Source organism: Arthrobacter sp. NPDC090010 (assembly GCF_044748305.1).
Classification (GTDB): Bacteria; Actinomycetota; Actinomycetes; order Actinomycetales; family Micrococcaceae; genus Arthrobacter_E.
This window is the reverse complement of the sequence record NZ_JBIVFT010000006.1, coordinates 81,372-95,224: the sequence shown is the minus strand read 5'-3', so window position 1 is coordinate 95,224 and position 13,853 is coordinate 81,372. Positions and strand designations below refer to the sequence as shown.

10 protein-coding genes are annotated in these 13,853 nt (G+C 63.5%); 1 reads left to right on the top strand and 9 read right to left on the bottom strand.

Going from position 1 to position 13,853, the window contains the following annotated elements:
* Positions 1-328: 328 nt before the first annotated feature.
* The 7 genes from ACIPXZ_RS10615 to ACIPXZ_RS10585 form a co-directional block, all read right to left on the bottom strand.
* A complete protein-coding gene (locus ACIPXZ_RS10615) occupies positions 329-3,265 on the bottom strand; it encodes a LamG-like jellyroll fold domain-containing protein (RefSeq protein ID WP_400593585.1) in 2,937 nt (978 codons plus the stop codon).
* Between the two features lie 351 nt (positions 3,266-3,616).
* Positions 3,617-4,237: a hypothetical protein gene (locus tag ACIPXZ_RS10610; RefSeq protein WP_400593583.1), complete on the bottom strand. Its 621-nt coding sequence runs from the start codon at positions 4,235-4,237 to the stop codon at positions 3,617-3,619.
* Positions 4,238-4,330: 93 nt separating this feature from the next.
* Positions 4,331-4,825, bottom strand: coding sequence for a hypothetical protein (locus ACIPXZ_RS10605; protein ID WP_400593580.1), 495 nt, complete (start codon positions 4,823-4,825; stop codon positions 4,331-4,333).
* A gap of 184 nt (positions 4,826-5,009) precedes the next feature.
* Entirely contained in the window at positions 5,010-5,423 is a 414-nt protein-coding gene (locus ACIPXZ_RS10600) for a hypothetical protein (protein ID WP_400593577.1), read from the bottom strand.
* Positions 5,424-5,833: 410 nt separating this feature from the next.
* Entirely contained in the window at positions 5,834-7,648 is a 1,815-nt protein-coding gene (locus ACIPXZ_RS10595) for a collagen binding domain-containing protein (RefSeq protein WP_400593574.1), read from the bottom strand.
* Positions 7,649-7,811: 163 nt separating this feature from the next.
* The gene (locus tag ACIPXZ_RS10590; RefSeq protein ID WP_400593571.1) at positions 7,812-9,224 is read right to left on the bottom strand and encodes an MFS transporter; all 1,413 of its coding nucleotides are present in this window, start codon (positions 9,222-9,224) and stop codon (positions 7,812-7,814) included.
* A 383-nt stretch (positions 9,225-9,607) separates the two neighbouring features.
* On the bottom strand, positions 9,608-10,510 hold the full coding sequence (locus ACIPXZ_RS10585; RefSeq protein ID WP_400593568.1) for a glycerophosphodiester phosphodiesterase: 903 nt from the start codon (positions 10,508-10,510) through the stop codon (positions 9,608-9,610).
* Between the two features lie 50 nt (positions 10,511-10,560).
* Between ACIPXZ_RS10585 and ACIPXZ_RS10580 the strand changes: the two genes are divergently transcribed.
* Positions 10,561-11,883: a DUF445 domain-containing protein gene (locus tag ACIPXZ_RS10580; RefSeq protein WP_400593565.1), complete on the top strand. Its 1,323-nt coding sequence runs from the start codon at positions 10,561-10,563 to the stop codon at positions 11,881-11,883.
* 13 nt (positions 11,884-11,896) lie between these two features.
* On the opposite strand, the gene ACIPXZ_RS10575 is transcribed toward ACIPXZ_RS10580, so the two are convergent.
* A complete protein-coding gene (locus tag ACIPXZ_RS10575) occupies positions 11,897-12,715 on the bottom strand; it encodes a hypothetical protein (protein ID WP_400593562.1) in 819 nt (272 codons plus the stop codon).
* A 5-nt stretch (positions 12,716-12,720) separates the two neighbouring features.
* Positions 12,721-13,353: an alpha/beta hydrolase gene (locus ACIPXZ_RS10570; RefSeq protein WP_400593559.1), complete on the bottom strand. Its 633-nt coding sequence runs from the start codon at positions 13,351-13,353 to the stop codon at positions 12,721-12,723.
* Positions 13,354-13,853: the final 500 nt, after the last annotated feature.

Genomic DNA, 13,853 nt, shown 5'->3' with positions numbered 1-13,853 from the left:
TGTACGAGCGTAACCGCCTTGGCAAGCCCGGCCTGGCTACTCGTCCGAACGGGAACGGAGAGCTGTGTTGTACCTGACACTCGGGCCCCGGTACGCGCTGAGCTCCGGGCTCCGGACAAAAAGGGGATCTGAGCCAATCCCTGCCCAGGCGACCAGGGAGATGCCGCTATCGGGGCTATTTCCTCCATCTTCTGCGGATTCCACGACTGCGGTTCCACGTTTGCGGGGGAAAACAAGCCCGCACCGGACATGAGCAACGCCGTCAGAGGCACACTTACGAGGATGCTGGGCAAGACTTTTCGCTGCCCTGCCCGAACGAATCGATTGCTCATTTCAATAGCCCTTCTTCGCCATGAAGATCAAAACTGTCGCTCAGGAATCCCAATTGGTCGGTGGTTAGAACACCTTGTGCCAGAACTGGGCGAAAAATCTGACCCGTGAACTGATCTGTGCCGACCACGCCCGAATCACCGAGGACTACCGGCTGAGCCGCATTCGATGCAAGGTGAGCCGGGCTGGAGGTCGCCGTGATCCAGGTTGTCGTGAAGCCACTACTGGTGACCATGATTCTCATCTGCCGATTGACCGGGTCGTAGGCACCTGCGACGTAGGACCAGGTTCCTGCAGTCACCCCGCTGTTGCTGTTGACGACCGCATCTGGTGCGGACCCCACGCTAGCCCAGCCTTGAAGGGCGTACTGCGGAACTCCACCACTGGTCAGGACGGCAAGCCGAGCTGCCGGCGCGGCGCTTCCTGCAAGTTGCGTGATGATCGATTGCACGCCAGTCAATGCCTTCGGGCATACCCATGCAGCGACACTGAAAGCCTGCGATGCATCTACGGCAGCTCCGGTCGTCAGCCCTCTTGCCCCAGGCGTTCCCAAGTCAAACGCCCGTGCCAAACGCTGATCCGGTCCTGCTTCAGTGGCGGTCCCGACGCAGTTGTTTGCAACCGGGACAGAGGTTGGTGTCGTAACGGCAACATCCGTCCAGGTTGCTCCTCCTGATCCCATGACATTCAAGAGGTTCTCGGGGACCACAGCCCTGCCACTGGTAGTGAGTGTATAGCTCGTCGGCAGAGTACTTGCTTTGTCGAGGTTGACGTTCCCGGCCTCATCCACTGCCCAGGCTCGTATCACCGTTTCTCTGTCGATGGCTCCAACAGGAACGGTTGCCGCGTTGCTTGCAGCACAGATGGAGACGAACGGTCCTTTTCGCGTCCCACAAGCCATGTTGCCTGGGTACGTGACGGTCTCTCCGATCTTTGTCACGGCGTAGATGAAAGAATCCACCCCGTATGAACCTCCATCTTTGATAGTGAACGCCAAAGAGTCCTTGCCGGGCGTGGCAGTCGTCACCCCCTGATTGCTCCCAGTGCTCACCACGGATGGTGGGGCGACGACTAGGGGCGACGGTGGCGGTGTCGTGTCGACGGTAAACGCGAAGGACTGCGTGCCTGAGGTGAACCCTTGGGCATCTGTGACGGAAGAATTGACCGAGTACCTGCCGTCTGGCAAGACCTTGGAGCCTTTCCAGGTGAACATCGTGTTCGCCTTCGGCGAGCCCGGCCCGGTCTTTCCTGAGTCCATGACCGTGCCGGCCGAATTCTTGATGGCGACGTTCATGGTGAGATTTCCACCTTCAGCACCATCCGGATCGCCCATGGACATGATGCCGAAAGTCGGTGTTGAGAGGCGGGTGTAGTAGATGGCGCCTGGTTGGCCCTTCGCAGGGCTATAGAGAGCGTCCTCGATCCACCACAGCGCAGGCGTGTTCGGGCGGGTGTCGTAGGTGACTATCAGGCGCGCGTCCTTGGCAAATCGCTTCCATCCGTACCCGTCGCTCTCGTTCACGGCACGCAATCCCACCGTCCACACCGCGTCGGTGGACAGGGCGGACATCGCCGTACCCATATCGAAGCCGACCGCTCCCGCAGGACACGAAGCAGAATTGCCTTTCGCCACATTCACCGTGCTGAACTTGGTGCCCCACGTCGGCTGCGCACCCCATGTCGTCCCGCTGCCGACCGTCGTCGTCGCGTAGGCGGCCACGCCGGCCGGAGTGCAAGACGGCGACCAAACCTCGGTGGTATTCATGACTGCCTTGAGGATCTTCTTCCCGGCGAGAAAGCCGGTGTCGAACTGATAGAAGCCGCGGGTCACGTGCGAAACGCCGTAAACGTAATCCCACTCGGCGGGCAGGAACCCTACATGGACGCTGTCGTCCGAGCCTCCGCTGCCCTTCCAGTAAGACATCGACGGCCAGTTCGAATCCACATAGGTGTAGCCGGGATCCGTGGCAGTCCAGTCAGGATCAACGAAGACGGGAAAAGTCAGATTCTTCGCGGCCAGCACAGCGTCCATGCCCAGCTTCTGAACCTGTTGTCCGTTCTCAGTGGCGATGCTCAGGGCCAGTGGGTAAGTCAGACCAGGGCCGCCCGGACCTGCTGCAGTCGCCCCGGCCCATGACGAGTCCCACCATTGGCCGTCTGCGGTCTCGAGTGCGGCCCGACCGTCAGAGGTGACGGCGACCAGCCCTTTCCCATCTCCGCGGTCTTTCACCGTCGCCCCATCGGCGTGGAGGAAGAAGCGCATCTGTGCCACTCGAGGGTCGGTCAATGCTTCCTTCGTCTTGATTCTCAACACTTGTGAGACCCCGCTGGTCTTCACCAGCTGCAGAAGATCGACCCCGGGAATCACCTCTGCGTAGGTCGCCGTGTCGCCCTCGACCGTGGGCGCTGGCAGAGCTCCGAACGGCCACTTCTGGGTGATCGCTGCACCTTGATGATCCCCGACGTACGCCATCGAGTCGGAGCCACCCTTACCCAGCGCGACATCGGCGATGACGCTCTTAGGAATCAGGCCTTCCTCGCCGTTCTTGCTCCCCGTTTGAAGGGAGGCATCGATGGTCTCCCACCCGGAGCCGGACTTGACCCGTACAGGGTCGGTCGAGAGTTCGGCGGCGAACGTTCCGTCCGGCATCGCCTTGGTCTGTGCCTTCTCCGTGGTCAACGAGTCCACCACAACGGGCACCCCCGAAGACTTCGCTTCGGCGAGAGCATCGGACTCTTCGGGCGTCAGAGAATTCTCGTCCGCGGTACCGGGCTCAACGCCCACGATCTCACCCAACGCGGGTGGTTGCGTTGGGTCAGGGACGGACTCTGCCGAAGCGGTTTGGGCTCCGGTCGCCAGCAGGACGGCGAGGAGAGCGGTGGCAAGACTGGACGAAAGAAGGCGTCGTCGAACGCCCGCATTGAAGATACTCAAGACGGCCCCATGAAGTTGTACGAGTGCCTGCCGCCCCGAGCCCCCTCACAAACGACAGATGATGTGTGAACTGTATGCCCGGACCGCCGGCGGACTCAAGGAAACTCAAAACAATCTTCAGGTATTTTTTTACAGCCATAGAAAACCCGATGACAGGACGTGAGATCTGAGCACAGCAGTCCTCGGCGGAGCCGGACACCCCAGCGACGGCGTCGCCGGCTTGTACTGGCCCGGGTCGTCTCAGCGAGGTCGCCTACTGCCTCCGTTCGCCTTCCGCTCGTAGCCCGCCATACGGCGCGACGAGGCGTGGTTCAGGCGGAGATCAAGTCATCCAGCAATCGGTCGCGAGGTTCAGGCTCGCCGTGCGGCCGTCTCAAGCATCCTCACAAACTCGTCATCCCGAACATCCGGCCGAGGCTCCTGAGCCAAGACCGCATCCACATCAATCGTCACCCCATGTATCACGACGCTGCCGTAGGATCCTACCGACCCTCTGCTCTCGATAATTCGATGACCGTACGTAGAGACCGACCGGTCGACATTAAGGTCGGTATGAAACTTTGGATTCTCCGTACTAAACCCCATGATCACATGGCGGTGATAGTCAATATTCTTCTTGCCCCAGGTAAAAAACTCCCACCGAAGCTGTGGGTTGCGTTCAATCATGAGATCGCCCAAAAAAAGCGCAATGTCTCGACAAACCGAATACCAGATAGGAAGCATCGCACCCGGGCGTTCAGGATCGGGCTCGACATTCTCGTAAAACCATCGGCTGAGGTCCCCGATCGATTCATCAGACTTCCCAACAGTCACACCATTATCCTCAAGGAGGTGCGTCAGCAGTTCAATCCTTGAGTCCTTAGTGTCCATCACGTGGTTGAACACACTTCTGGCCTCAGCCCGCGGACGATCTTCCAGGCGCCTGCGAAGGTCAATCTCACCGGGTTCGTACACACCCCAGCTGACACTCATGAATCAACCCCTCTCCCGATGCTCGGAGCCCACTGCTGTCCCGCCCCGAAAGGAACGCCACGGCGAACCGAACACGCCGACCTCAGCACGGGCCTACTCCGGGTCGGGCACGCCAAGCGCAGCGCTCACCGAAGCGTCAACCGTTGCATAGTTGCCAACGCCGTAAAGACCGGGAAATTCCGACTCGTCAGCCCGATTTCCATACTCATCGTAGAACTCCGGGATTTTTCGAGACCTCGAAACGAACCTTGTCTTATTGAGTTTTTCACCTGGGAGGAATTCTGACCGCATAAGTGTGCGGAAGTATTTGCGGCTCCAGCCCAAATTATTGACGACCTCCGGCTCCACGAGGAGATTTGAAACTTGAAGCGGCGACCGGTCGACAAAGGGATCCCAATCATCGTTCACAGGGTTGAAAATGTAGACCACTTTGAAGCCAGGGGCGCCAGGGAAATTCATCTCGGTGGTGAGCACGCGTCCTGGCAGCCGGAACCCCGGAAGCCTGATATCAAAAACGTCTCCGGTTTGCGGACGCTTATTAGGACCTTCGAAGGGCAGCATGTTGACCTTCGGTCTCTCCGTGCTCATGAGGCTGTTCACCTCCTCCCTGGCTCGATGGTCTTCTTCGCCTAGGGCCACCATACGCCGCAGCCCTCCTTGCGCCACCGCAACGGTCTACCCGGACCACAAACGAGTCGCATAGTCGGCTTCGACATCAGTTCCCAGCCGCACGTTGCACCCGGTCTCGGGTCAGGCACGGGATAGAAGACCTCTACTCACGTCGCCGATTCTTGCCGGCGCGGTTGGCCTCAGCGATCGCATCTCCCGCCTCCGTCAACCGCAACCACAGTCCATCACCCATTGGATTCCAGCCGAGACTTTCCAACTGTTGTTCGGCACGCACAAGCCAGTCGCCTATTGGAAGGGTCCAGTCCTCAAACCCGGATTCCCCCAAATCTCCTGGAACCATCCACCCCTGCTCAAAAAGCTCTCGCAAGACCTCAAGCGTGAGGCGCTTCGCCTCGTCTGTTCGAGATCCCCTCGTCACACGCCACACCACTCGATGTAGTGTGATCCAATCAGAGAGCCCGTCATCCAGCAGACGTTTGATCGCAACGTCTTTCTTCACCATGGTGTCTCTTTCTGAAAGATGCGAAATTCGACAGTCAGCCTCGATTGCAGCCATTCCGGTGAGCTTCAGTCATTCCAACGCCCCTCCCTCGGAGGCCGACGAATCGCGCTCCTCGCAGAGCGTCGCACAGGCAGCGCGCTACAAACTCTTGTCCGCCTCGGCACGAAGCCACTCGATAGCTTCGAACGGAACAGAGTCCTTGAACAAGGTCAAGGTCCGAGCGCCACTTTCCTCGTCCTCAAAAACCTCGGCCAGACGAGTTCCGTCACTCAGAACAAGCTCGACCGACATTCCCTCTCGCTCGCCCACCGAGCTCACGAGCAAAAGCTTGTACCCGGGCATATTTAGTGAATGCTCATCTCGGCTCCTGGAGCCACGTGACACCTTGGATTTCTTGGCGTCAGTCCTCCACCATTTTCGGTGGCCGGAACTCGCTTGCCGCCTGACCGCCCATCTCATGTTTCCTACCCCTTTCGCCCTCCTCGGTACTTCAGCGTCGGATGCGCAGCCAGCAGCAGCATCAGGCCGAGTCCGCCCAGCGCTCCACCTGCCAGACCCAACGGCGCGAGCGCTTCCGAGGCGCCCGTGGCGGCGAGTTCGCCACCGACGACGGACGCCACCGGCTGAGCTGCGCCGACCGGAGTCAACGGCGTGCCCGGCTGAGGGGCGGCAGCACCCGGCTTGGGCTTGGACGGTTCGCCGATGACCACACCGCTGTCGATGCCCGTCAGCGTCTGGCCAGCGCTCACCGTGACGACAGCCGCGCTGTCGAAATCTGCTCCGCCATACCAGGAGACCGGACCGCCGCGCAGCGTGCTGGAGAATTCGACCTTGTAGGAACCGGCCGGCAAACCATGCACCGCGTAGCTGCCGTCATCCTCGGTGAACGCGTCGCCAACGAACTGACCAGCGAGATTCACGACCTGGATGTACGCCGGGCCCGGACCGATAGGCGCCTTGACCGTCCCGGAAATCACCGCCTCATCCACCGCGGTGAAGTCGATCCCGCGAGACGTCTGCCCATCGACCACCGGAACCACCGTCGCCGTATTCATCCCGCCGCCGTACCACTGGTTCGCATAGCCGCCGACCTCCCCGACGAGCATGACCTTGGTATTCCCCGTGGGGAGCCCGAACACCGCATAGCGTCCATCGGCTCCCACCGGCGCGGTCGCCAACGGCGGTCCGTACCGGGGGTGAGGATTGGCTGCCGGGTAAACGGCCACCAGCAACGGCTTGTCGCCCGTGTACCCCGCGACCCGACCGACCACGCGGCCATTGCTCTCCGCCGGAGCCGTGAAGTCGATGCCTGCGACGGCCCCGTTCTTAGCAAGGGTGACGAGCGTCGCGGACGCCTCATCCGGAGCGTCCAGATACCAGAGATTAGGCCCGCCGGGAAGCGAAGAGGCCAGCGCAAGCTTGTACTTGCCGGCCGCCAGACCCGTGAAACTGAAACGCCCCTGAGCGTCGAGTGCGACATTGTCGACGAAGTCATCCGTCTCCGTCTCCAAGATCACCCGGCGGTTGATGAGCGCAGTGCCCTCAGGAGTCTTCGCCGTCCCGGAGATGCTGCCCGTGTACACGAAGGACGCGTCCTGGCCGGTCACCGATCCCCCATTGGCAACGACGATCACGGGCGCCTCGGCCCGAGTCGCCGCATCGCCGTTCCAGACGGGCGGATCCGGCTGAATACCGTAGGTGAACTTCACCTTGTAACTGCCGGGGAGCAGCCCGCTCAAGGTGTACTTGCCGTCAGCATCCGGCGCGGTCGAAGCGGCCGCGGAGTCGCCCCAGGCGTCCGAGTACGCCTCCACATTGACGTTACCCACAGGCGTCCAATCAACTGGAACCGTCACCATTCCCGAAATGGACCCACCTGGATACACCAAGTTCGCGTCCTGGCCGGTAATCGTCTGTCCCTCGGCAAGGGTGATCCACGGCGCGGCAGCCTCGGTCGGCGCACCGCCGTTCCATACGGTGAGTGCCCCGGGGTTGGCGAATGTGAGCTTGTAACGGGTCGGCCACTTTCCTTCGAAGCTGTACGCACCTGTGCTGTCCGGGTGGGTCTCCGATTCGAACATGGTGTTCCCGTCAGGGGTCTCCAAGTCCAGCGACACCGTCGTCTGCGTGATGTCCACGCCCGCGGGCGCTGTGACGGTGCCGGAGATACTGCCCGTGCCGGCAGCCTGTGCCGGGGCGAGCCCCGCGAAAATCAGTCCGGAGATCAGCACCGCGAACAGTGCAAAGCGCCGGCGTGCCCTGGAGATGGCGTGGGCCATGGATCCTCATATTCATGAATGTGTGCGAGTGAATAGCGCCAACTCCCCCGAGCGCCGCATGACGAGAGAATTTTATGGTTCCCGAAGCACCTCATTCAAGGAAAAACAGAAAAGTCCACCGGTATCTTTTCGTCGCTCGTCCGCGCCCCGCACACCCTCTCACTCAGTGCGAGAAGTCCGAGGAGATCTCGGCGAGAGTCCGGCCCTTCGTTTCGGGTGCGAGCCATTGCGAGAGAATCGCACCCAGAAGTGCGACGGCGGCCGCCACCACCATGCTCGGGCCCAGACCGATGTTGCTGATCGCCCACGGCAGGGCGAAGGTGCCGAGCGCGGCGCCGATGCGGCTGAAAGCCGCGGCGAACCCCATGCCGATGCCGCGCAGGTGGCCGGGGAACACCTCGGCCGGATAAACCTGGGTCATCGTGGTGTATCCCGCGTTGAAGAACGAGAACGCGAGGAACAGGACGAGCACGAGAATGGCCGGCGCGTCAGCCCAGACACCGATGACCAGCAGAATGCCCGCACAGAGCCACTGCCCGGGCACGGTGAGGATCCGGCGGCCGAGCTTGTCGATCAGGAGCACTGTGGTGACGACACCCGCCGCCGCCAGCGCGGACAAACCGACTCCACCTGCCCAGCCGCCACCGAGCCCGAACTGGTTGAGCACGTCGTCGGCGAAAGTCGCGATCGCGAAGTACGGGGTGACCGCGCAGAACCAGAAGCCCGAGGTGAACAGGGTCATGCGCCAGTGCTGCCTCGAGAACAGCATGCCGAAGGAGGCGTTCTTGAGCTTGGTCCGGTTCTGCGCGGCCTGAGCCTCCTGGAGCATCCTCAGGTCGATCTCCTCGGTGATGCTGTTGTGCATCTGGGGCGATTCGACGTACCGGCGCGCAATCGTGAGCGCCTCCTCGCGCCGTCCTTTCGTGATGAGCCAGCTCGGCGATTCCGGAAGGCCGAAACGGGCGATGAACAACACGAAGGCGAGGATCGTGCTCGTGCCGATCACGACGCGCCAGGGTGCGCCGGCGTCGTGCAGGAGCGTTCCGATGATGAAGGCCATCATGAAGCCGATGTACCAGGCGATCAGGGTCAGTCCGAGCAATCGCCCGCGGAGCTTCGGAGGGGAGAACTCGGAGAGCAGCGGCCCGCCGATCGAATACTCGCCGCCGATCGCAACACCCATGAAGAACCGGATCACCGCGAGTTGGATGACGGCCCCGTCCCCGGAGGTGACGAAGAACTGGGCCGCCGAGGCAAGCAGGAACAGACCCATGTCCACCAGGAACATGGGCTTGCGTCCGAACTTGTCGGCAGCCCAGCCGGCCAGCGGGGACCCGACGAAGATGCCGACCAGCGGACCGGCGGCGATCATGCCGAGAGACAGTTCGTCGAGCCGGAGATCCGAACGCATGAGCCCGGTGACGGGGCCGATGATTCCGAGGATGTACCCGTCGAGGAACATCCCTCCGATGAACACGGCGACGAGCCGCACCATGAAGCGGCGCTTGAATCCGGAGCTGGTCTCGCCCGAGGCGGAGGGGGCGACGACGGCCGTCGTCCTGGTCGGTTGGGTCATGGAGATTCGTTCCCTTCTGGCTTCAGCGAACATCGCTGACGGCACCAGAGCGCCGTTTCCGAGACGCGCGGGAATCGCGAGATGATCTCGGCATCATCATCTGCCACAGCTCTGTGAGACGAAGACGGCAAAGGCCTTGAATTCCGGCACCCTCCCGTCGATCCGTCGAGATCAAAGCCTCGAATCGGAGCGGTCGAACTGTGACATATGACTCATATATCAGAACTGTAAGGGTGCGATCTGACCCGGTCAAGGGTGTACGGCAGGTCAATCAGCGGTGAACCGCCAGGTTTCCGCCGGGCCCGTTCGAGCCCCGCAGACCGTCTCCGGAGAGCGCTCCTCAACCAGGATGCGGCTGACCAGGGCGCCGCCGGCATCCGCCATCAGAGAGCCCGGACCGGCTCCTCGCCATGCCCCGCGCCCAAGCAAGCCAGCACCTCGGCCGGCCTATTGGTGGTGATCTCCTGAACCCCGAAGGACAGGCAGAAATCCACATCGGCGTCGTCGTCCACCGTCCAGACCCGGAAGCGGCGACCGTCCCGCAGCCATTCACCGGCCCGGTCCGCATGCTCCTTGAGGTAGCCGATCCCCGGCCCCGCGATTCCTGCCGTCCCGTCCTTCAGAATCGCCTCCGCACGCTGCTGCGCCCCGCGGAGCACCACGGCCACCGCACCAGCCGCGAGCCCGCCCAGCATCAGGTCCTCCTTGACCTCCTCGACGTCCACGTCATCCACCAACTGGCAGATGGCAGCCGCCGGAACCGTCCGCAGCAATTCTTCGACAGCGGCGGGATCGAAGCTCATGAACGACACCCGCAGCTGCCCGAGCAGGCCGCTCTCCGCGTCCCACCCCCGCGCCGTCAGCAATTCCAGGGTCCTCTCCTCCAGACGGAAACCGAACGGAGAAGGGTGCTTGAACTCGATCGCGAGCCCGAGCGGCCGGCCCGCCTCCTCGAGGATGTCCAGCAGTTCCGAAAGCGTCAGGAACTGCTCGCTGGCGGCGCCGAACTCGGGAGGCACCGAAGCGCCCTTCCAGGAATGGAAGTCCAACTCGCGCAGCTCGGCCAGCTCCTTCTCCGCCACCGGGCCGGTGCCGTCCGAGGTCCTGTCCAGATCGTCGTCGTGCAGCAGCACCACGTGGCCATCCTGTGTGAGGTGGACGTCGCACTCCACACCGTCCGCACCATCGGCGATCGCCTGCAGATAGGCGGCGCGGGTGTGCTCGGCGAAGCGTTCGCTGGCTCCGCGGTGGGCGTAGACGAGGGGACGGTCATTCTCGGAACTCATGCCCATACGCTACTCACAAGAGTGTCGGCAGCGAGGCATAGGGTGGGGACATGGACGTGAACACTGCCCCAACTCCCGGGACGAGCGGGCTCGCCCTGAGTCCGGCCGACGCCGCCAAGGCCTCGGCCCTGGCCAGGATGAAGGGCATCGCCCTGGCGCTGCTGCTTCTGCTCGCCGTGGTGTTCTGCATTTCCTTCGCCCTCCAGGAGAGGTACCCGTGGCTGGCCTACGTCCGGGCGGCCTCGGAGGGTGGCATGGTCGGCGCACTGGCCGACTGGTTCGCCGTGACCGCCCTCTTCCGCCACCCCTTGGGCCTGAAAATCCCGCATACCGCGATCATCCCCCGCAAGAAGGACCAGATCGGCGCCTCCCTGGGCGACTTCGTGGGCAGCAACTTCCTCTCCGAGGAGGTCATCCGCACCAAACTCGCCGGCACGGATCTGGCGCGCCTCATCGGCCGCTGGCTGGCCGGACAGAGCGACGACGGCGAAGAGCTCCCGGGGCCCAGCGGCGCCGATCGCGTCGCGAAGGAAGGTGCGGCCGCCATCCGCGGGCTCGTCACCGTGCTGCGCGACGACGACGTCCAGGCCGTCGTCGAGTCCCTGGTGCGCAAGCACGTGGTGGACCCTCCCTGGGGACCCCCGATCGGCCGTGTCGCCGAGCGCGTCTTCGAGGACGGGCATCATCGTCAGCTCGTGGACCTTCTGGTGGACCGCACGGCCGACTGGGTCGGCCGCAATCATCAGACGGTGAGCCGCCTGGTCAGCGAGCGCTCACCGCTCTGGGTGCCCGGCTTCGTGGACTCCCTGGTGGGGGACAAGGTCTACATCGAGCTGGCGAAGTTCGTGAAGGGCGTTCAGGAGGATCCCGATCATCAGGTCCGGCAGGCGATCGACACCTATCTGAAGGAACTCGCACAGGATCTGCAGCACGACCCCGCCATGATCCAGCGCGCGGAAGGCATCAAGGCCCAGGTCCTCGGCGATCCGCAGGTCCGGGACATCGCCTCGCGCACCTGGGAAACGGTGAAGAAGGCCCTGCTGGACTCGGTCGATGATCCGCAGAGCGAGCTCTACCAGCGCTTCGTCGGGGCGCTCCGCGACCTCGGCCGCCGCCTGGTGGCCGAACCGGAACTCGCCGCCAAGGTCAATACCTGGGTGGCCGACGTCGCCGCCTATGTGGTGAGCAACTACCGAGACCAGATCACGGGGCTCATCACCGACACCGTCGAGCGCTGGGATGCGGAGGAGACCTCCCACAAGATCGAGCTCCAAGTGGGCCGGGACCTGCAGTTCATCCGCATCAACGGCACGGTGGTCGGTTCCCTCGCCGGCCTGCTCCTCTTCACCGTGGCGGAGCTGTTCCTGGGCTGAGCAGCTTCAGAAATCAGTCACCCGACGCCGGTGGCAACGCCGCGACGTCGTGGACCTCCACGGCGATCTGCTCGCCGAACGGTGCGACGAGCGGCAGCGCGCTGAACGCCTCCCGCGTATTGGCGATCACCGCACGGCCCATCAGAAGATTTCCCCCGCCACCCATGACGGCGCCGACACCGAAGGGCAGCAGCCTGCTGAAGAACGCCCCGCCCTGCTTCTTCACCAGCGAGCGCAGGAAGGCCCTCTGAATGGCCGCCTTGAGGGGTTCGAAGGAGGCGATCGACGTCTTCTTCCGCAGGGCGCTCCCCCAGACCTGACTGGGCCCCACGCCCTTGCCGAGGGACTGCCCGGTGAACGCGCTCAGCAACGCCGTGCCTTCCTCACCGAGCATGATGGCCATGACCATGGTCCGGGCCTTCTCCGGGTCCGTCATGCGGATCCCGTGCAGTTCGGCGATGCTGGAGGCGAAAAGGGCCGTTGCCTCCAGGAAGGCCGCGGTCGCCACTCCCGAGACCGCCAATGCGGTTCCCGTCCCGACGCCGGGCACCACGGCGGTCGCACCTGCGCCCGCGCCGGTCGCCGTGACCGTGGTGAGGTACTGCCGTTCCAGGCGGGTCACCAGCTCGGCGAGCGTCGCGTCAGGATGTTTGCGGCGCAGCCGGCCGAGATGTCCGACGACGAACGGCCGCTGCACGTCCACCGCTTTGAGCAGAACATTGTGGACGCCGCTGCGGGGCTTGCCCTCGGCGTCGAACATCGCATTCTGTGCGGCATCCTGGGCGATCCCCAGTGCCGGGTTCTTGCGTGCCGGGTTCTTGCGCTTGGCCATGGTGGTCAGTCTACTGAGGCGGTGCGAAGCGCGTAGTACTTCAGGAAGGCGCTGACATCCACCATCTCCTGCACGGCCATGTAGTGGCCGAGCCCTGGATAGCTGCGGGCGGTGAGCGCGGTGTTCGCCTCCAGCCACTCCTGTGTGAAGGAGGTGGCGTCCTCGTGGATCACCAGGTCCGCTTTGTCCCGGCCCCAGAAGAACGGGGGCCGCTCCTCGAAGGACTCGGTGAGGGCGAGGAGGTCGTTGTCCAGGACGAATCCGGACAGGCCCACCGTGGCACGGAACTGCGTGGGCCGCAGCCGCAGCAGGCTGCTCGCCATCGCCATGCCCTGGGAGAAGCCGAGGAGGGAGACGCTGCTGTGCCGGGCCTTGATCCCGTCCAGCCAGGCGAGCACACCGGTGCAGGCGCTCATGACCTCGGAGAAATCGTTGCTGAGGAAGTAGTCCAGCAGAAACCAGCCGTGGTCGTCCCCGATCTCCTGCGGCCCCTGCACGGCGGCGCAGGTGAACTCCTGGGGCAGGTGCGGGAACAGCCGTTCCATCCGTTCCGGGGACGAACCGTAGCCGTGGAAGAGCAGCAACAGAGGGGTTCCGTCCCGTTCGGCGTCGGGCTTGGACCAGAGGACCTTCTCCATGGCCCTAAGCGTAGTCCGAGCGATGACCTGCCGGAGTCGAGGGGCCGGGGCGAGGCTGGGGCTGGGCGGAGCCGCGGGGGCACGGAGCCGGGTCCGGTCCAGGGCATGCCTGGGACGGGGCCGGGCCTAGTCCGGGACAGGGCTGAGGGACGAGGCGGACCGGGGCCGGAGCAGGCGAGGCCCGAGGCCGTCGAGTTCGTGGGTTTCGGGTGAGTTCGTGGGAAAAATCCACGAACTCACCCGAAACCCACGAACTCGGAGGCGCACCCCAAACAAACCCACGAACTCGGAGGCGCACCCCAAACAAACCCACGAACTCGGAGGGGCACCCGAAACGAACCCACGAACTCAGTGGGACGGCGAGCACAACCCACGAACTCGGCACCCCAAACAAACCCACGAACTCAGCAGGCCAACACACCTCGGACCCCGGAGCGCCCTTCACACCCCACGCCCCCGGAGCAGCACCCGGAACCCGCACGATTCAGGCAGCCCGCAGG